This is a genomic window from Geobacillus sp. CCR, from assembly GCF_052906625.1.
This window is the reverse complement of record NZ_JBREBQ010000006.1, coordinates 58,296-76,341: the sequence shown is the minus strand read 5'-3', so window position 1 is coordinate 76,341 and position 18,046 is coordinate 58,296. Positions and strand designations below refer to the sequence as shown.

Below are 18,046 nucleotides of genomic sequence, written 5' to 3'. Positions count from 1 at the left end.
ACCTCTTTTGTGTCATTTACCACCATTATATAAGGCCGTGTAGTAGCAGCTTGTGATGGCCATCACGTCAACCAAAAAAAGAAGGTTGCCATCGGCAACCTTCTTGTCAAAAGACAGTTTTTCCGTTTAGCGTGGAGAATACGTAGCAAGCGGTGTTGCGGCTGTAGCGCCGGCAAACGGATATTCGTAGGCGATTTCTCCTTCAAACGTGACATAATCGAGGTAAATCATCGGGATCAAATAGCGTGTGCCTGTTTGTGGGTCGCTTAAAATGACATGGTCACGTCCAGCCGCTTCAATGACGCCGCGAAACACCTTGGCATTCCACTCACGGTTGTTTTCAAACGTCGCATAGATGGTAGCAACTTTCCCTTTGTTTAACCGCAAAATGTTTTCAATGTACGACTCTTCGAGCGGCAGCATCCCCGGGATCGCCGCTCCTGCCGCCGCAGGCGCAGCGGCGGTGGTCGGCGTCGGTGTCGGGGCCGTGAACGTCGGCGCCTGCAAACCGAACGTCGGAGCGGCGGCTGTCGCCGGCGTCACGGTTGGAGCGGCAGCCGCTTGCGGATAGTAATAATACGGGTACGCCGCCGGATAGTACGGCTGCGGATACGGATAGCCGTATGGATAGGATGCATACGGTTGTTGCCGTTCTTGACCGAACGGCGAATAATAAAATGATTGTTGCTCCTCATCAGGTGGATAAAATTGATTTTCTGGATTGTTCGGCATAAAGAACCCTCCTCAATATTAAGAATAGACGCGTGGGCAGTCGGATGGAGTCGGTGCAAAAAAGCAATGCGATTTGTAGCGGCCGACGTTCCACTGGCCAAACCATTGCGGTGGGCACGGTTGGCCTTCAGGTGGTTTAAAAAACCAAAGGGCGTTTGTCGCTGGGTGGTAGCGCCAACCGCGGAGCACTTGGCGGGCTAGGCCGATGTCCACTTCGCGCGCCCGTTGGTAAAAGTACCCTTTTTGCACCGCCTCAAAACCGCCCGGGCTTTGAAACACCATTTGCCGGATAGAGCGGATGCCGCGGAAGTCAAGGCAGTCGGCGATGACGCGGTTGACGCCGACGTTGCCGACCATGAGCATCCCAAGCCGCCCGTCTCCTTCCGCTTCAGCTCGCATGAGCCGAGCCAACAACTTTACTTCCTCTTCTGTGTGGGCTACAATGGAGGGAGCGATCTGACCCATATCGTCACCTCAGTCGTTGTGAATTTCGACAGTAATAGGCTATTGGTGGAACAAGAAAATGGTGACACACGAATAGAATGTTTCTGAAGAGATTTTCTGTTTTTATGTGTATGGAGCGGTCAGGCCGCATATGACAGAAAAGCGGGATGATTGTCCAAAAAGCAGCGAAAACGAAGCAAAGCCCCGTATCGTTCGGGGCTTTGCTTCATACATGGAGGAAAGAAGGCACCTTTTCCACCGGCAGCCGGGTGCCGACGAAAAATGAGCCAAATTCGCCAAAGCGGGCGCTCACTTCGTCAAAGCGCATTTCATATACGAGCTTTTTGAACTGGAGTGCATCATCCGAAAACAAGGTGACGCCCCATTCAAAATCATCCAAGCCGACGGAGCCGGTGATGATTTGCGTCACTTTGCCGGCGTACTTTCGGCCGGTCATGCCGTGGGCGCGCATGAGTTCGCGTCGCTGTTCCATCGATAACATGTACCAGTTGTCGTTGCCTTGGCGCCGCTTGTCCATCGGGTAGAAGCAAATGTAGTTCGTTTTCGGCAAAATCGGATACAAACGGCGGCGCACCTCTGGAATTTGGTACGGATCTTCGCTGCCGGACGCCAAGTAGTTGCTCAACTCCACGACCGAAACGTACGAATACGCAGGTAATAAATAGTCGGCGAGTTTCGTTTTGTTAAGCGCTGTTTCGATTTCATGCAGCTCATCCAGCGTCGGCCGCAAAATCATGAACAAAATATCGGCTTTTTGCCCGACGATCGTGTAGACGGCATGGCTTCCTTGCTTCTCGCTTTCAGTCGTCTCCCATTGGTCGACAAGCGCTAAAAACTCACTGATCGCTGCCTCGCGCTCTTCGTTCGGCAGTGTTTTCCACGCGCTCCAGTCGATCGTGCGGAAATCGTGCAAACAATACCAACCGTCCAACGTTTGGGCCGCTTCGCTCATCATCGTCACTCCTTATCAACAAATTGTACAGTATCACTATATCACAGTTTGCCCAAAAAAGCGGCTATCAGCGTATCAAAGTGGAAGTAGACTGAATTGTGGCAAAAGGTGAATTATTTGTTGTAAAGGCTTACCTGCGTTGCGTTTCTGGCGAGAAGCGGTATGCTTAATAGTGGAAATGGCTTGTGGATGCCGAAATGAGCCGGGTGCGCTTTAACCGGGGCAGGCTGGCCTAGCATAAGGAGGATTGGATCGTGACAACCGATTTATTTACGGCATTAAAAGCGAAAGTAACCGGTACGGGTCGAAAAATCGTGTTTCCCGAGGGAACCGATGACCGCATCTTAACGGCGGCGAGCCGTTTGGCGACGGAGCAAGTGCTGCAGCCGATCGTCCTTGGCGATGAGCAAGCTGTGCGGGTGAAAGCCGCGGCGCTTGGCTTGCCGCTTGAAGGGGTGGAGATTGTCACCCCGCGCCGCTATGGCGGGTTTGATGAGCTGGTTTCGGCGTTTGTGGAGCGGCGCAAAGGGAAAGTGACAGAAGAAACGGCGCGCGAGTTGCTTTTCGATGAAAACTATTTCGGTACGATGCTCGTTTATACGGGAGCGGCCGACGGCCTCGTCAGCGGGGCGGCACATTCGACGGCGGATACGGTCCGACCAGCCTTGCAAATCATTAAAACGAAGCCAGGCGTTCGCAAAACGTCCGGCGTGTTCATCATGGTGCGCGGCGACGAAAAATATGTGTTTGCCGATTGCGCCATCAACATTGCTCCTAACAGCCAAGATTTGGCTGAAATTGCGGTCGAGAGCGCGCAGACGGCGAAAATGTTCGGCCTTAAGCCGCGCGTGGCGCTGTTAAGCTTTTCCACGAAAGGGTCGGCCTCGTCGCCGGAGACGGAAAAAGTCGTTGAGGCGGTGCGGTTGGCGAAGGAAATGGCGCCGGATCTGATCCTAGACGGTGAGTTTCAATTTGACGCCGCGTTTGTGCCAGAGGTGGCGAAAAAGAAAGCGCCGGACTCGGTCATTCAAGGGGACGCAAATGTCTTTATTTTCCCGAGCCTTGAGGCAGGCAACATCGGCTACAAAATCGCCCAGCGCCTCGGCGGTTTTGAAGCGGTCGGCCCGATTTTGCAAGGGCTGAACAAACCGGTGAACGACCTATCGCGCGGCTGCAGCGCCGAAGACGCCTACAAGCTCGCGCTCATCACCGCTGCCCAGTCGCTTGGGGAGTGACGGGGCTGCCGCTCGATAAAAACGAGGGAGGCATGCGCCCCTTGTCCTTTTTGCGCCATTTGCTAATGGCGATTATGTTATAATGAATAGAGTTGGAATGATCTATGCAAGGGGTTGCTCGCGATGGGCCATGAATTGCTGCGGCAGCCGAAATGGCGGGTCATCGACCAGTCGCATTTCGGTCCGCTGTTTGATGCGAAACAATCGTTTGCCATCGATGATGCATTATGCACCGCGGTTGGTGCGGGACAGTCGGATGCGGTCGTCCGCACGTGGATGCATGAGAATACCGTCGTCTTAGGCGCCGCTGATACGAAGCTTCCGTACATCGATGAGGCCATTTCGTTTTTGCGCCAGGAAGGGTATCGCGTCGTCGTCCGCAATTCCGGCGGGTTGGCCGTTGTCCTTGACAGCGGGGTGTTGAATATTTCGCTCATTTTTCCGGAAACGAAAAACACGATTGCCATCGAGCAAGGGTATGAGGCGATGTACGCGCTCATGGCCGCCATGCTTGCCTCATACGGCGCCCGCGTTGAGGCGGGGGAAATCGTCGGTTCGTATTGCCCGGGGAGCTATGACTTGAGCATTGGCGGCAAAAAATTTGCCGGCATTTCGCAACGTCGGGTGCGCGGCGGCGTTGCCGTGCAAATCTACCTTTGCGTCAACGGGAGCGGAGCCGCGCGGGCTGAGCTGATTCGCCGCTTTTATGAGCTCGGCCGCCAAGGAGAGAAAACGAAATTCGCCTACCCCGATGTTGTCCCAGCTGTCATGGCGTCGCTGTCTGAGCTTCTCGGCTGCGAGTTGTCGATCGATGAGCTGCTTGTCGCCCTTTGGCGCACGCTGCAGTCGTTTGGCGGCGAGCTATATTCGTCTGCCCTCGAGAACGGCGAATGGAATTGGTATGAGCAGTATTGGGCGCGCATCGTCGAACGAAATGCCAACGTATCTTCAGGAGAGCCGATGAGAGAAGTCGAGCCGTAAAGCCCTTTTCGCTTCGATAAGGCGCTTCGTCGCTGCTGACCGCGACCCATGCCCTGCCCAACCTTGGCGCGAATGATGGACGTTCGCCAACAAAAAAGGGGCTGATCCCAAAACGCGAGTGCGTTTTGGGATCAGCCCGGCTTTTCACCCGGCATCCTTTTTCGTTACTCGGCGATTTTCTCTAAGTTTCCGTTCGGGTCCATACGGAAGGTCAGCCCCCGCTCTTCTTCCTCTTTTAACACCATTTTGCGCGCTCGGTTGATGATTTTCACGAGCGTCTCAAAATCTTCTTGGACGGTCGACGAATTTTCTTCTAATTTAGCAACCTTTTCTTCAAGTTCTTTATTTTTTTGCTTTAGTTCGTCAATTTCGCGGCGCAGCCGCTCGTTTTCTTTGATCAGCGCCTCCCGTTTCCGCTCATGGGATTGGAACGTTTTTAAAAAAGCGATCACTTGATCAAGCGTCACTTGTTGCGGCGGAGAGGATGGGACGACAGCTGGCAGCTGCATCACATCGCCCAACTCCTCCAATGACGGCATCGGTGGTTCATACAGGCGCCGCTTTTTCGCGCCGCCTTGTTTGGCCAGCAGCCGCAGCCGCTCTTTTCGCTGCTTTTTCGCCAGCTGCAGCGCTTCTTCGTACTGATGGCGGACGACGGCATTCCAGCGAAAGCCACAGGCGGCCGATGTCCGATTTAGCTTGTCGCCGACTTCTTCAAACGCGTTCAGCTGGGTGCTCCCTTCACGCACATGGCGCAATACGGTCTCTGCCAACAATAAATCGTCTTCTTCCGTCCAAGCGTCTTGCCGTTGTTTCATTGTTCTCCACTCCTTTTTCCCATGCTAGTAAAAGGGTGGACCAAAAGGAAAAAAATTATACGTTGCAAGTTTATGGGATTGGCAAATTACAAGGGTGAAAGCATGCCAACTTGCAATTTTCTCACGAAAGCGGTAGAATACACAAAGCAAACGCTGCGGAAAGGGATGACGAGTGATGGCGAATGAGTTTCGCGTTTGCGACGACTGCAAGGCGCCGAATTTAAAAACATTGATTCCGCGCCTCAAAAAGCTTGATCCGGATGCGGTCATCAAAATCGGCTGCCAGTCGTATTGCGGCCCAGGGCGGAAAAAGACGTTTGCTTTCGTCAACAACCGTCCGGTGGCGGCGCTGACGGAAGACGAACTGATTGATAAAATTGCTGAAAGGTTGAAAAAGCGATAACCGATCACCTTCTTTGCCGAAAGAAGGTGATTTTTTGTTTTTTCCGTCAATAATGGAGAAAGACGGAGAAAAAAGTCAACTATTTCTTTGCCAAAAGAAACGGCGTATAATAGATGTATGTTGGAGACGGAAGAGGAGGATGCGATGTATTCCGGCGGGCAGCTTGACGAAGAAAAAGTGTTTAAAGATCCGGTGCACCGATACATACATGTTCGCGACAAAGTGATTTGGGATTTGATCGGCACAAAAGAATTTCAGCGCCTGCGCCGCATCAAGCAGCTCGGCACGACATATTTGACGTTTCACGGCGCCGAGCACAGCCGGTTTAACCATTCGCTCGGCGTTTACGAAATCATCCGCCGCATCATTGACGACGTGTTTGTCGGCCGCGATCATTGGGATCATAGCGAGCGCCTTCTTTGCCTATGCGCGGCGCTCTTGCACGATTTAGGGCACGGCCCGTTTTCCCATTCATTTGAAAAAGTGTTTCGCCTTGACCACGAAGATTTTACACAGGCCATCATTTTAGGCGATACAGAAGTGAACGCCGCACTTCGCCAAGTGGATGACGATTTTCCGCGAAGGGTCGCTGAAGTGATCGCCAAAACGTACCCGAACAAGCTTGTTGTGAGCCTCATTTCGAGCCAAATTGACGCCGACCGGATGGATTATTTGTTGCGCGATGCCTACTACACCGGCGTCAGCTACGGCTATTTTGACATGGAGCGCATTTTGCGCGTCATGCGCCCGCGCGAAGACCAAGTCGTCATCAAACGAAGCGGCATGCATGCGGTCGAGGATTACATCATGAGCCGCTACCAAATGTATTGGCAAGTGTACTTTCATCCCGTGACGCGCAGTGCGGAAGTCATTTTGACGAAAATTTTGCATCGGGCGAAAAAGCTGTATGAAGAGGGGTATCGTTTTCAGACGAAGCCGGTTCACTTTTTGTCGTTTTTTGCGGGAAACGCGCCGCTTGGCGATTACTTGGCGCTGGATGAGGCAGTCATCTTGTTTTACTTCCAGCAATGGCAATACGAACGGGATCCGATTTTAAGCGATCTGTGCCAGCGGTTTGTCCGCCGCCGCCTGTTCAAATATACGGAGTTCCATCCGACGAACGAGCAAATGGCGAAGCTCATTGAGCTGACCGGTTTGTTTCAAAAAGCAGGGATTGACCCGGACTACTACTTGGTCGTCGATTCGTCGTCCGATTTGCCGTATGACTTTTACCGGCCGGGCGAGGAAGGAGAGCGCCTGCCGATTTATTTGTTGATGCCAAACGGGGAGCTTCGCGAGCTGTCGCGCGAATCGGTGCTCGTTGACGCCATTTCCGGGAAACGGCGCACCGACCATAAGCTGTATTTCCCAGCTGATTTCCTGGAAGACTTGTCGACGAAGCGGACAGTGAAGAAAAAGATTATGGAAATTTTAAAGGGTTAGGAGATGACGGAGAGTGCTCACAGAGCATGCGAAAGTAATGAAGGCGTTGGCGGCCGCCGGGGAAATTGCCGGCCGCAAAAAGCTGCAAAAAATGATCTACATCGCGAAAAAGCTCGACTTTCCGTTTTACGAGAAATTCGATTTCCACTTTTACGGCCCGTATTCGGAAGAGCTGACATGCCGCATCGAAGAGCTGTGCGCGCTCGGCTTTTTGCATGAAGTGAAAGAGAAAAAGAGCGGTTATATGCAATATCGCTATACATTGACCGAAGCGGGCGAACAGTTTTTGCGCCATTATGACTGGGACATGCCGGGTCTTGCCGAATGCATGCAAGCGATGAACGAACAAAATGCCCGTTTTTTGGAACTTGTGTCCACCGTACTTTATTTTGAACATTTGCCGAAAGACGAAGTGAAAGAGAAAATTGCGGTGTTAAAAAGCAAGCAGCGCTATACGGAAGAAGAAATCGAGGAGGCGTACGCGTACATTGAGGCGCTGCGCAGCCGATGCCACAACAAAACTCGCGTGTAGGCGGGCGGAAAAAGCTGCTTCAACGTATCATCAGTTGGCCATAGACGAAAAGGGGCTGACCCAAAAAGCCGTCTGTCTTCAGGATAGACACAAAATATAGTGCGAAAGAAGCGGTTAGTGCGTATATATAGAGACGAAAGAGGGTGTCCCGATCCTTTTGGGACACCTCCTTCTTCTTTTTGGTTAATGCGGCAAAAACGCCAGCTGCAAAAAGAACAGCACCGCCAGCACGTACAGCAGCAACGGCACATCGCGCCAGCGGCCGCGGGCGATTTTTAAGAGCGGGTACGAGATGAAGCCGAGCGCGATGCCGGTCGCGATGCTGGAGGTGAGCGGCATGCTTAAGATGATGAGAAAGGCCGGGAACGCCTCGTCGAGCTGATGCCACGAAATATGGGCGATATTGCTGATCATCAAGCTCCCGACGATGATGAGCGCCGGGGCGGTGATGGCCGATAACCCGGCGACCGCGCCGACCAGCGGGCTGAAAAAGGCCGCGATGACAAACAGGACAGCGACGGCGAGCGCCGTCCAGCCGGTGCGTCCGCCAGCGGCGACGCCGGTTGATGACTCGATGTACGCTGATGTCGGGCTTGTGCCAAACATGGCGCCGATGGTCGTCGCGACCGAGTCTGCCAACAGCGCCTCGCGGGCGCGCGGCAGCGTGTTCCCTTTCATCAGTCCGGCTTGCTGGGCGACGCCGATCATTGTGCCGGTCGTATCAAAGAGTGTGACGAGCAAAAAGGAGAAGACGACCGCGTACAAACTATGGCCGATGACGTCCCCGATGGCCGCGAATGGATTGGTAATGATCAGCCCTTCTGGCAGCGACGGCAGCGAGACGATGCCTTTGTCAAAGTGAAGTTGCCCGGTCGCATAGGCGATGATGCCGGTGACGACCATGCCGTAAAACAGGGCGCCGTTGACGCCGCGCATCATCAGAATGAGCGTCACCGCCAGGCCGATGAGCGTCAACACGGCCGACGGGGCATGCAAGTCGCCAAGCGCGACCAAATTTTGCGGATGGGCTTGGATGATTCCGGTCAGCCGCAGGCCGATAAAGGCGATAAACAGCCCGATGCCAGCGGTGATGCCGTGTTTTAAGCTGTCGGGGATCACTTCGATCAGCTTGCTGCGGAGCGGGGTGAGCGACAGCAGCAAAAACAACATTCCTGCCACAAACACGGCGGAAAACGCGGTTTCGTACGAAATGCCGCCGTGCGAGCCGACGACGGAATAGGCGAAATAGGCGTTCAGCCCCATGCCGGGCGCGATGGCGATCGGATAGTTGGCAAAGATGGCCATCCATAGCGTGCCGACGACGGTCGCGATGACGGTGGCGGTGAACGCCTGTTCAAACGGGACGCCGGCATCTGATAAGATGACCGGATTGACGACGATGATGTACACCATGGTGAAAAAAGTCGTCAGGCCAGCGAGAAATTCCGTTTTGCGGTCAGTCTGTTTCTCTGCGAAACGAATCATGGGCCACCTCCTAAAAAACGAACAATGTCAGAAACCATTATAAATAATATTCGTTTTTCCCTAAAAATGCAACGGGAGCACTTCATGCGCCCCCGCTCTTGTGTCACTCTGTGTCGCTCAGCCGTTTTCCGGCGATCGCATAATGGTCTTTCGTCATTTCTTCAATGAATACGACAACGCTCTCCCGTTTCGCCCCTGTCGTCTCGACGACGGCGTCCGTCACTTTTTCAACAAGCGCTTTCTTCTGTTCATCCGTGCGGCCGGCGAGCATTTTGATCGTTACGTACGGCACGGTTGTCCCCCCATTTCATTGTCGAGTGCTGTCGCGCTTATTATACCACGGGATGAGGAAGTTCAGTCCACTTTTTTCTGCTAATCATGTATACTAAAGATAGTGAATATAGGGAAAAGGAGTTTATGAAGTGGATCGAATTTTGCCGTATTCGTTAAGTGAAATTCCGTACGTGCTCTTGACGCTGGCGTTAGCATTTTCCGTGCATGAGTTCGCCCATGCCTACGTTGCTTACAAGTTCGGCGATCCGACGGCGAAAAATCAAGGGCGGCTGACGTTATCACCGTTTGCCCATTTGGATTTGCTTGGCACCCTGCTTATCTTTCTCGCAGGGTTTGGCTGGGCGCGCCCGGTGCCAGTCAATCGCTTTTATTTCAAAAATCCGCGCCTTGCCGGCATTCTCGTGTCGGTTGCCGGACCGCTGAGCAACCTCGTGCTTGCCGCGCTTGGATTTGTCATTTGGTACGCGATGATCGATTTCGGCCTCATGCGGGCGCTGCCAGATTGGTTTGCGGCCGGGTTTGATCTGTTTTTCCAAATTTTTATCAGCTTGAACGCTGTCTTGTTTTTGTTTAATTTATTGCCGTTTCCGCCGCTTGATGGGTATCGTATTATTGAAGACTTGGCCCCGGATGGGCTGCGGGCGAAAATGACGCAATGGGAAAGCTACGGGGCGCTCATTTTTCTCATCCTTGTGCTCACGCCGCTTGACCGCTATACGATTGAGCCGGTGTTTCAAGTGGCGCTGCCGTTTGTATTGGAAAACTTGCAGTCGTTGGTCGCCAATTTGTTTATGTAAGGAAGGAGGAACAAGCGGAATGGAGCAAAAAAAGAAAAAAAACATCGGCTTTAATATCATCAAAGACGATCCGACCGACGGGCACCGCGGCTTTGGCGCCGGGGCGTTGAGCTTAGAAAACGTTTCGCCGGTCATCATTGACGTCGAAGCGGGCGAAGCGTTCGTCGATATGGGGGCGATGCATGCGCGCAGCGCCGTCGAGCGCGGCATCAAGTTTTTGCCCGACCGTTCCGCCGTGCCAAACGGCAAGCCGTATTGGATCGTCTGGGTGACGATTGAACGACGCGAGGACGGCCCGTATTACGCCGGGGTGACGGCGTGCGAAATGACGATCGACCGTGAGGCGCGCCGCGGCTATAAGTTATTGCCGGAACATGTGAATCGGCTTGATAAATCGCTAAAGCGGCACATTATTGTCGATCATATGGACGCGAAATCAAAACGGGTGCTCGCCGACTTTTTGAAAGGGCACGACATTGGGATGTGGAACCGTTCGAGCGACAAGCTGAAACAAGATTTGGAAGTGGAAATGTGACGGTTTTGTGAAAAGATATGGGCAAGGGCTTGTTCTTGTGTGAAAAAAAGGATAAACTAAATCTACATGTATAACACAGGAAAACTAGGACAAGAAAATCCCCTGCGTGCATACGCAGGGGATTTTCTTGTTTAAAACCATGGGAACCATTTCTCGAACCAGCTTTGATTGTCTTCTTTTTTCTTCTTTTTCTTTTCCAAATGGTCGGTGCAATAGTCGGTCGGTTCTGTACCGATGAGATAGTACGTTTTTCGTTTCACCGGACAGGAGTCGGTGGCCAGCTTGCCGTTTTGCGGGTCGATGTAGACGCCGATGACGCCTTTGGTCGGTTTGAACGATTTTTTCGGTTCGCCAGCGAGGCTTTGTTCCATAAAGTGAACCCATATTTGTTTGGCATATTGCCTTTCCGCAGGACGATCCATCGTTTCTCCGCGATCGTAGCCGGTCCAGACGCCGGCGACTAGTTGCGGGGCGAACCCGATCATCCAACTGTCCGTTTTCGTCGTTCCCGACTTGCCGGCGTACGGACGCGTGATGTCATCGATGATTGACTGCCCGGTGACGGTTGTATAGCCGTTTAACTTCGGGTCGAACATCCCGGTCATTAAATGGGTCGTCACAAACGCCGCGTCGCGGTCGAGCACTTGCCGGCTCTCCGGCTTATGTTCATATAGCACGTTTCCGTTTGCATCCACGACTTTTTGAATAAACACCGGTTCGGTTTGTTTGCCGTAGTTGGCCAGCGTGCTGTACGCGGCCACCATGTCGATCACTTTCACGGGCGAGGTGCCGAGCGCCAACGACGGCACTGCTTTCAATCTGCTTGTGATGCCGAGCGCTTTCGCTGTGTCGACGAGTTTGTCGGCGCCGATGAACTGGAGCGTTTTCACCGCAAAGACGTTGTCGGATACGGCGAGCGCCTCGGCGAGCGTGATCGGGCCGTTGGCATAGTAGTCATTGTAATTATGGGGGGTGTACGACGATCGGCCGCCGTTAAACGTAAATGTCGTCAGCTCGCTGCGCAGTTGGGTCGATGGGGTGAATCCTTGCTCGATCGCCGCGTAATACAAAAACGGCTTAAATGTCGACCCTGGCTGGCGTTCCGCCTGCACGGCCCGGTTGAATGGGCTCTCTTCGTAGTTGCGTCCGCCGACGAGCGCCTTTACTTCCCCGGTGCGTGGATCCATCGACACAAGCGCCGCTTGAATGGCGGAGTGCGGGTCGATGATGCGACGGATTTGCTCTTCGGCAATCCGTTGCAGACGCGGATCCAGCGTCGTATAGACGCGCAGCCCCCCAAGCTCGATCGTCCGCTCATCCAGGCCGAGTTTCGTGCGCAACTGCTGTTTGACGACATCTTGAAAATACGGAGCGATCGGCTGCTCTTGTTTGTGGTGCCGGGCGTAGACGAGTTTGTCGCGGTACGCCTGCTCCGCTTCTTGGCGGCTGATGTAGCCGGCTTCCACCATGGAGGTGAGCACGATTTTTTGCCGCGCTTTCGCACGCTGTTCATTGACAAACGGCGAGTAGTAATACGGCCCTTTCGGAATGCCGGCGAGCATGGCTGCCTCGCTGAGCGTCAGCTCGCTCGCGTGCTTGCCGAAATAGTAGCGGGCTGCCGCCTCAATCCCGTAGGCGCCATGGCCGTAGTAAATCGTATTCAAATAGCCTTCCAAAATTTGATCTTTGCTGTAGTTGGCTTCAAGCCGGATGGTGTACAACGCTTCCTGGATTTTTCGCGACCACGTTTTTTCATGCGTCAAAAACAAGTTGCGCGCATACTGCTGGGTGATCGTGCTCGCCCCTTCGACTTTTGCCATCGCCTCGACATTCGCAATGATGGCGGCGGCGATTCGCTTCAAATCAAACCCGTGATGTTCGTAAAACTTCCGGTCTTCAACGGCGATCGTCGCTTCGATGATGTGCGGGGACATGTCTTTGAGCCGAACCCAATAGCGTTTTTGACCATGGTCGCTTTCCCCGATTTTGCTGCCGTCAGCGGCATAAAAAATCGTCGTCTGCGGCACGGCGACCGGCGGGGCGCCTTCGATTTTCGCGAACAACACAAAGCTCCCGAGAGCGGCGAAGGCAAAGATGACGAGAAAAAAGCCGATAAAGACGGCGGCGCGCACATATTTCCACGTGCCGCGAAAACGGCTGCCCGGGATCGGTTCCATTGCGCATCACCTCAACGGTTTTGGCGTTGTTTTAGACATGCGGGCGGACGCCCGGCTGAATGCGCCGCCTTGCTTTTGTCAAGGCTTCGCCAGCGAGGTTTTCCGCTTTTTCTTACCAGTATGAAAAAAAATTTTTTATTTTAAACTTGTTCCTCTTGCATTTTTGCTAGATTGCTCTATACTTTTTCATGTTTAGTTTTTCGTTGGCTAAGGAAAACTTGTATAGTAAGCAACGCTCGGAGAAAGGATGTTACCGATGGAACTTTGGTTTACCGAAAAGCAAACGGAGCATTTTGGCATCACCGCACGCATCATCCGCACTTTACATACAGAACAGACGCCGTTCCAAAAGCTCGATATGGTCGAAACGGCGGAGTTTGGCAACATGCTCATTCTAGACGGCATGGTCATGACAACACAAAAAGACGAGTTCGTCTATCATGAAATGGTCGCCCATGTGCCGCTGTTCACCCACCCCAATCCGGAAAACGTGCTTGTCGTCGGCGGCGGCGACGGCGGCGTCATTCGTGAAGTGCTGAAGCACCCAAGCGTCAAAAAAGCGACGCTTGTCGAAATTGACGGCAAAGTGATCGAGTGCTCGAAAACCTACTTGCCGGAGATTGCCGGCAAACTCGATGATCCGCGCGTCGAAGTGAAAGTCGATGACGGGTTTATGCATATCGCCAAAAGCGAAAACGAGTATGACGTCATTATGGTTGACTCAACCGAACCGGTCGGCCCAGCGGTCAACTTGTTCACAAAAGGGTTTTACGCCGGCATCGCCAACGCGTTGAAGGAAGACGGCATTTTCGTCGCCCAAACGGACAATCCGTGGTTTAAGGCCGATTTGATTCGCAACGTATACCGCGATGTGAAAGAAATTTTCCCGATCACCCGTTTGTATACGGCGAACATTCCGACGTATCCGAGCGGGCTCTGGACGTTTACGCTCGGCTCGAAAAAATACGATCCACTCGCCGTGAGCGACGACCGATTCCATGACATTGAGACGAAATATTACACGAAAGAGCTGCATAAAGCGTGTTTTGTCTTGCCGAAATTTGTCGCGGATTTAACGAAGTAAGGGGGCGCAAGCGATGCGATTTGATGAAGCCTATTCGGGCAACGTGTTTATCGGCAGCCATCCGAATTTTGAAGAAAGCGAAGCGGTCATTTACGGGATGCCGATGGACTGGACGGTCAGCTACCGGCCTGGCTCGCGGTTTGGCCCGGCCCGCATCCGCGAAGTGTCGATCGGGCTTGAGGAGTACAGCCCATATTTGGACCGCGAACTCAAAGACATCCGCTACTTTGACGCTGGGGACATTCCGCTGCCATTTGGCAATGCGGCCCGCAGTTTGGAGCTGATTGAACAGTTCGTGAAAAAGGTGCTTGACGCCGGCAAATTTCCGCTCGGCCTTGGCGGCGAGCATCTTGTCTCCTGGCCGGTCATGAAAGCGGTGTATGAATACTACCCGGATTTGGCCGTCATTCATATGGATGCGCACACGGACTTGCGCGAACATTACGAAGGCGAGCCGCTGTCGCATGCGACGCCAATCCGCAAGGTCGCTGACCTGATCGGCCCGACGAATGTCTTTTCGTTCGGCATCCGCTCCGGCATGAAGGAAGAGTTCGAATGGGCGAAAGAAAACGGCATGTACATCGCCAAGTTTGAGGTGCTTGAACCGCTCCGCTCCGTGTTGCCGAAGCTCGCTGGCCGTCCGGTGTATGTGACGATTGACATCGATGTGCTTGATCCCGCTCATGCCCCAGGCACTGGGACGGTCGATGCCGGCGGCATTACGTCAAAAGAGCTGCTTTCGGCCATTCACGAGATCGCCCGCTCCGACGTGCGAGTCGTTGGCGCCGATTTGGTGGAAGTCGCACCGATTTACGACCATTCCGAACAAACGGCCAATACGGCGAGCAAGCTTGTGAGAGAAATGCTGCTTGGCTGGGTGGCGAAGTGAAAAATGAGAAAAAGCGCCTAAATCGCCAATGTGCGGGGGCGCTTTTTTCTTTGGTGGGACAAAAGATGCAGGAATATGAGCGTACGGAGCGTAATAATGTGTAATATATTTACAGAAAAAGGAGAGGGGGAATGAAGATGGGCGTGAAGCTGATCAAAATTTCCGTTGTGTACTTTGTCATTGGCGTCTGTATTGGGCTTGGCATGTCGATGACCCATTCGTTTGCGCTGACCCCGGTCCATGTCCATATCAACTTGCTTGGCTGGACGGCCTTGACGCTTGCTGGCATCATCTATCATTTATTTCCACAAGCGGCGGCGACGAAATGGGCGAAAGTGCATTTCTGGCTGCACAATATCGGCCTGCCGGTCATGATGATCGGTCTCATTTTCGTCGTTTACGGCAACGAAGCGTTCGTGCCGGTGACAGCGATTGGCGGGGTGCTCGTCGTGATAGGTGTCATTCTTTTTGCTATTAACGTGTTAAAAAATGTTCGGGCGTCATCATAAAATACCGATGGAACAAAGAGGGTGTCCCAAAAGGATCGGGACACCTTTTCTTATTACCGTATGTAGGTATAAAACAATCATTAAGAAACGATATGTTGTGTTTTGTTTAAGGAAAAACAACCTTTTGGGTCAGCCCCTTTTTTTGCCCACTGGAGCGGAAATCTGCCATCGGGTTTGTCCCCTCTTGAATGGAGCGAAACAGTTCATTATACTATAAATTATGACTGTTTGTTCGCAAAGGTGTGTTCATCGATATGAAGGAAACAAACGGCATCCCGGCGCGCCTCCGCCAAGTGGCTGTCATTCGCGACGGTCCGCGCCAAGAGACGGTTGTGCTTGAGGCGGATGGCACGTATTACATAAAAGGGGAAACCGTTTATTTGCAGTTTGCCGAAGAAAACGAACTCGGGCGGGTGAACAACATTGTGAAAATCGCGCCTGACGAGGTGACCGTCCTTCGTTCCGGAGCGGTCGAGATGCGGCAAACGTTCCGCCGCCGCCAAGAAACATCGGGCCATTATGGGACAGCGTTCGGACGATGGGCGCTGGCGGCCAAAACGAGCTCCATGGAGTTTCACTATGATGAGCAGCGGAAAAAGGGGCGGCTTTTTCTTTCCTATGAACTGATGCTAGGCGATGAGCGAAGCGGGCGCCATACGTTGACGTTGACATTTAAGGGGGTATAAGCGGTGAACATTGTCGGACAAATCAAGGAAAAGATGAAAGAAGAAATCCGCCAGGCGGCGGTAAGAGCAGGGCTGGCTTCGGCCGACGAGCTGCCGGATGTGCTGCTTGAGGTGCCGCGCGACAAGGCGCATGGCGACTACTCGACGAACATCGCCATGCAGCTCGCCCGCATCGCGAAAAAACCGCCGCGGGCGATCGCCGAAGCCATCGTCGGGCAGCTTGACCGCGAACGCATGTCGGTCGCCCGCATCGAGATCGCCGGGCCAGGGTTTATTAACTTTTACATGGACAACCGCTATTTGACGGCGGTCGTGCCGGCGATTTTGCAGGCGGGACAAGCGTATGGCGAATCGAACGTCGGCAACGGGGAAAAAGTGCAAGTCGAGTTCGTCTCGGCCAATCCAACCGGAGACCTGCATTTAGGTCATGCCCGCGGCGCGGCGGTCGGCGATTCGCTTTGCAACATTTTGGCGAAAGCCGGGTTTGACGTGACGCGTGAATACTATATTAATGACGCCGGCAAGCAAATTTACAATTTAGCGAAATCGGTCGAAGCCCGTTATTTTCAGGCGCTCGGTGTCGATATGCCGTTGCCGGAGGACGGCTATTACGGCGACGATATCGTCGAAATCGGCAAAAAGCTTGCCGAAGAGTACGGCGACCGGTTTGTCGAAATGGAGGAAGAAGAAAGGCTTGCCTTTTTCCGCGACTATGGGCTCCGCTATGAGCTTGAAAAAATCAAAAAAGACTTGGCCGACTTCCGTGTGCCGTTTGACGTCTGGTATTCGGAAACATCGCTCTATGAAAGCGGAAAAATCGACGAAGCGCTTTCCACTTTGCGCGAGCGCGGCTATATTTACGAGCAGGACGGGGCGACATGGTTCCGTTCGACGGCGTTTGGGGACGACAAAGACCGCGTCTTAATTAAGCAGGACGGCACATATACGTACTTGCTTCCGGACATCGCCTACCATCAAGACAAGCTGCGGCGCGGGTTCAAAAAGCTCATCAACATTTGGGGGGCGGACCACCACGGCTACATTCCGCGCATGAAGGCGGCGATCGCTGCGCTCGGTTATGATCCGGAGGCGCTTGAAGTGGAAATCATTCAAATGGTGAACCTATACCAAAACGGTGAGCGCGTCAAAATGAGCAAGCGCACCGGCAAGGCGGTGACGATGCGCGAGCTCATGGAAGAAGTCGGCGTCGATGCCGTCCGCTATTTCTTTGCGATGCGCTCGGGCGATACGCATTTGGATTTTGACATGGACTTGGCCGTGTCGCAGTCGAATGAAAACCCGGTTTACTACGTCCAATACGCGCACGCCCGCGTTTCGAGCATTCTTCGCCAAGCGGAGGAACAACACATTTCCTATGACGGCGACTTAGCGCTTCACCATCTTGTGGAAACGGAAAAGGAAATCGAGCTGCTCAAAGTGCTCGGCGATTTCCCCGATGTCGTCGCCGAGGCGGCGCTCAAGCGGATGCCGCATCGCGTCACCGCCTATGCATTCGATTTGGCTTCCGCGCTCCATAGCTTTTATAACGCGGAAAAAGTGCTTGATCTGGACAACATCGAAAAAACAAAAGCCCGCCTCGCGCTTGTCAAGGCGGTGCAAATTACGCTGCAAAATGCGTTAGCGCTCATTGGCGTTTCAGCGCCGGAACAAATGTAAACGAACGAGGGGGAGCGACTGCTCCCTCTTTTGTTTGGGCATTCTAAAGAAAAACAGTGGTGGAGGATCAACAAATGAAAGAAGTTGTACTATCGCTCATCACCGGCATCGTTGTCGGCTTTTTGTTCACCTTGCTTCGGTTGCCGATTCCCGCTCCCCCGGCGTTGGCCGGCATCGTCGGCATCGTCGGGGTGTATCTCGGCATGCGGTTGTTTCAATGGTTCACGGTGTTTTGGAAGTAAGCACTTGCATGATCAAACGGGGAACAAAACCCGGTTGGCGCAATTTTGGCAGCATCAAGCCGCCGGAAGCGCCGGCCGGGTTTTTTTGCTTCTTCTGTTGCTTGGGAGGG

At 53.3% G+C, this 18,046-nt stretch carries 20 protein-coding genes; 13 read left to right on the top strand and 7 right to left on the bottom strand.

The window, feature by feature from the left end; translation table 11 throughout:
• Positions 1-126: 126 nt before the first annotated feature.
• The 3 genes from gerQ to hemQ all read right to left on the bottom strand — a co-directional run bounded on the left by gerQ (position 127) and on the right by hemQ (position 2,149).
• Positions 127-732, bottom strand: coding sequence for a spore coat protein GerQ (gene gerQ, locus ACVBDQ_RS04975; RefSeq protein WP_014196990.1), 606 nt, complete (start codon positions 730-732; stop codon positions 127-129).
• 18 nt (positions 733-750) lie between these two features.
• The gene (locus ACVBDQ_RS04970) at positions 751-1,197 is read right to left on the bottom strand and encodes a cell wall hydrolase (RefSeq protein WP_011232884.1); all 447 of its coding nucleotides are present in this window, start codon (positions 1,195-1,197) and stop codon (positions 751-753) included.
• Positions 1,198-1,402: 205 nt separating this feature from the next.
• Positions 1,403-2,149, bottom strand: coding sequence for a hydrogen peroxide-dependent heme synthase (gene hemQ, locus ACVBDQ_RS04965; RefSeq protein WP_021321327.1), 747 nt, complete (start codon positions 2,147-2,149; stop codon positions 1,403-1,405).
• A 254-nt stretch (positions 2,150-2,403) separates the two neighbouring features.
• On the opposite strand from hemQ, the gene pta reads away from it, so the two are divergent.
• Together pta and ACVBDQ_RS04955 are read left to right on the top strand one after the other, a co-directional pair.
• The gene (pta, locus tag ACVBDQ_RS04960; protein WP_021321328.1) at positions 2,404-3,384 is read left to right on the top strand and encodes a phosphate acetyltransferase; all 981 of its coding nucleotides are present in this window, start codon (positions 2,404-2,406) and stop codon (positions 3,382-3,384) included.
• A gap of 123 nt (positions 3,385-3,507) precedes the next feature.
• Positions 3,508-4,365 (top strand): lipoate--protein ligase family protein, encoded by an 858-nt coding sequence (locus ACVBDQ_RS04955; protein WP_014196986.1) that lies wholly within the window; start codon positions 3,508-3,510, stop codon positions 4,363-4,365.
• Positions 4,366-4,529: 164 nt separating this feature from the next.
• Here ACVBDQ_RS04955 and ACVBDQ_RS04950 read toward each other — a convergent pair whose 3' ends face one another.
• Entirely contained in the window at positions 4,530-5,183 is a 654-nt protein-coding gene (locus tag ACVBDQ_RS04950) for an RsfA family transcriptional regulator (RefSeq protein ID WP_014196985.1), read from the bottom strand.
• 175 nt (positions 5,184-5,358) lie between these two features.
• Here ACVBDQ_RS04950 and ACVBDQ_RS04945 point away from each other — a divergent pair, with 175 nt between their 5' ends.
• From ACVBDQ_RS04945 to ACVBDQ_RS04935, 3 genes are all read left to right on the top strand, one after another.
• Positions 5,359-5,586, top strand: a complete 228-nt coding sequence (locus tag ACVBDQ_RS04945; RefSeq protein WP_011232879.1) for a DUF1450 domain-containing protein — start codon at positions 5,359-5,361, stop codon at positions 5,584-5,586.
• Positions 5,587-5,730: 144 nt separating this feature from the next.
• A complete protein-coding gene (locus ACVBDQ_RS04940; RefSeq protein WP_021321330.1) occupies positions 5,731-7,029 on the top strand; it encodes an HD domain-containing protein in 1,299 nt (432 codons plus the stop codon).
• A gap of 13 nt (positions 7,030-7,042) precedes the next feature.
• Positions 7,043-7,561, top strand: a complete 519-nt coding sequence (locus ACVBDQ_RS04935) for a YwgA family protein (protein WP_014196983.1) — start codon at positions 7,043-7,045, stop codon at positions 7,559-7,561.
• Positions 7,562-7,744: 183 nt separating this feature from the next.
• Here the strand turns inward: ACVBDQ_RS04935 and ACVBDQ_RS04930 are convergent, their stop codons facing one another.
• Together ACVBDQ_RS04930 and ACVBDQ_RS04925 are read right to left on the bottom strand one after the other, a co-directional pair.
• Complete coding sequence (locus tag ACVBDQ_RS04930) at positions 7,745-9,046, bottom strand: NCS2 family permease (protein WP_021321333.1); 1,302 nt, start codon at positions 9,044-9,046, stop codon at positions 7,745-7,747.
• Positions 9,047-9,149: 103 nt separating this feature from the next.
• Positions 9,150-9,338: a 2-hydroxymuconate tautomerase gene (locus ACVBDQ_RS04925; protein ID WP_014196981.1), complete on the bottom strand. Its 189-nt coding sequence runs from the start codon at positions 9,336-9,338 to the stop codon at positions 9,150-9,152.
• A gap of 130 nt (positions 9,339-9,468) precedes the next feature.
• Here ACVBDQ_RS04925 and ACVBDQ_RS04920 point away from each other — a divergent pair, with 130 nt between their 5' ends.
• Positions 9,469-10,137, top strand: coding sequence for a site-2 protease family protein (locus ACVBDQ_RS04920; RefSeq protein ID WP_014196980.1), 669 nt, complete (start codon positions 9,469-9,471; stop codon positions 10,135-10,137).
• Positions 10,138-10,156: 19 nt separating this feature from the next.
• A complete protein-coding gene (locus ACVBDQ_RS04915) occupies positions 10,157-10,672 on the top strand; it encodes a YwhD family protein (RefSeq protein WP_014196979.1) in 516 nt (171 codons plus the stop codon).
• A 131-nt stretch (positions 10,673-10,803) separates the two neighbouring features.
• Here the strand turns inward: ACVBDQ_RS04915 and ACVBDQ_RS04910 are convergent, their stop codons facing one another.
• Entirely contained in the window at positions 10,804-12,849 is a 2,046-nt protein-coding gene (locus ACVBDQ_RS04910) for a transglycosylase domain-containing protein (protein WP_014196978.1), read from the bottom strand.
• 256 nt (positions 12,850-13,105) lie between these two features.
• Here ACVBDQ_RS04910 and speE point away from each other — a divergent pair, with 256 nt between their 5' ends.
• From speE to ACVBDQ_RS04880, 6 genes are all read left to right on the top strand, one after another.
• Positions 13,106-13,933 (top strand): polyamine aminopropyltransferase, encoded by an 828-nt coding sequence (gene speE, locus ACVBDQ_RS04905; RefSeq protein ID WP_014196977.1) that lies wholly within the window; start codon positions 13,106-13,108, stop codon positions 13,931-13,933.
• Between the two features lie 13 nt (positions 13,934-13,946).
• A complete protein-coding gene (speB, locus tag ACVBDQ_RS04900) occupies positions 13,947-14,822 on the top strand; it encodes an agmatinase (RefSeq protein WP_014196976.1) in 876 nt (291 codons plus the stop codon).
• A 131-nt stretch (positions 14,823-14,953) separates the two neighbouring features.
• Positions 14,954-15,331, top strand: a complete 378-nt coding sequence (locus ACVBDQ_RS04895) for a cytochrome-c oxidase (RefSeq protein WP_080729614.1) — start codon at positions 14,954-14,956, stop codon at positions 15,329-15,331.
• Between the two features lie 254 nt (positions 15,332-15,585).
• The gene (locus ACVBDQ_RS04890; protein ID WP_011232869.1) at positions 15,586-16,017 is read left to right on the top strand and encodes a DUF1934 domain-containing protein; all 432 of its coding nucleotides are present in this window, start codon (positions 15,586-15,588) and stop codon (positions 16,015-16,017) included.
• Positions 16,018-16,020: 3 nt separating this feature from the next.
• A complete protein-coding gene (gene argS / locus ACVBDQ_RS04885) occupies positions 16,021-17,694 on the top strand; it encodes an arginine--tRNA ligase (protein WP_011232868.1) in 1,674 nt (557 codons plus the stop codon).
• A 74-nt stretch (positions 17,695-17,768) separates the two neighbouring features.
• A complete protein-coding gene (locus ACVBDQ_RS04880; protein ID WP_011232867.1) occupies positions 17,769-17,936 on the top strand; it encodes a XapX domain-containing protein in 168 nt (55 codons plus the stop codon).
• Positions 17,937-18,046: the final 110 nt, after the last annotated feature.

Bases quoted from the DNA above. Each gene is read 5' to 3' on its own strand.
- ACVBDQ_RS04970 (WP_011232884.1), bottom strand. From the start codon at position 1,197: ATGGGTCAGATCGCTCCCTCCATTGTAGCCCACACAGAAGAGGAAGTA.
- ACVBDQ_RS04930 (WP_021321333.1), bottom strand. From the start codon at position 9,046: ATGATTCGTTTCGCAGAGAAACAGACTGACCGCAAAACGGAATTTCTC.
- ACVBDQ_RS04945 (WP_011232879.1), top strand. From the start codon at position 5,359: ATGGCGAATGAGTTTCGCGTTTGCGACGACTGCAAGGCGCCGAATTTA.
- ACVBDQ_RS04910 (WP_014196978.1), bottom strand. From the start codon at position 12,849: ATGGAACCGATCCCGGGCAGCCGTTTTCGCGGCACGTGGAAATATGTG.
- ACVBDQ_RS04940 (WP_021321330.1), top strand. From the start codon at position 5,731: ATGTATTCCGGCGGGCAGCTTGACGAAGAAAAAGTGTTTAAAGATCCG.
- ACVBDQ_RS04955 (WP_014196986.1), top strand. From the start codon at position 3,508: ATGGGCCATGAATTGCTGCGGCAGCCGAAATGGCGGGTCATCGACCAG.
- ACVBDQ_RS04890 (WP_011232869.1), top strand. From the start codon at position 15,586: ATGAAGGAAACAAACGGCATCCCGGCGCGCCTCCGCCAAGTGGCTGTC.
- ACVBDQ_RS04915 (WP_014196979.1), top strand. From the start codon at position 10,157: ATGGAGCAAAAAAAGAAAAAAAACATCGGCTTTAATATCATCAAAGAC.
- speE (WP_014196977.1), top strand. From the start codon at position 13,106: ATGGAACTTTGGTTTACCGAAAAGCAAACGGAGCATTTTGGCATCACC.
- ACVBDQ_RS04895 (WP_080729614.1), top strand. From the start codon at position 14,954: ATGAAGATGGGCGTGAAGCTGATCAAAATTTCCGTTGTGTACTTTGTC.
- ACVBDQ_RS04880 (WP_011232867.1), top strand. From the start codon at position 17,769: ATGAAAGAAGTTGTACTATCGCTCATCACCGGCATCGTTGTCGGCTTT.
- gerQ (WP_014196990.1), bottom strand. From the start codon at position 732: ATGCCGAACAATCCAGAAAATCAATTTTATCCACCTGATGAGGAGCAA.
- ACVBDQ_RS04950 (WP_014196985.1), bottom strand. From the start codon at position 5,183: ATGAAACAACGGCAAGACGCTTGGACGGAAGAAGACGATTTATTGTTG.
- speB (WP_014196976.1), top strand. From the start codon at position 13,947: ATGCGATTTGATGAAGCCTATTCGGGCAACGTGTTTATCGGCAGCCAT.
- hemQ (WP_021321327.1), bottom strand. From the start codon at position 2,149: ATGAGCGAAGCGGCCCAAACGTTGGACGGTTGGTATTGTTTGCACGAT.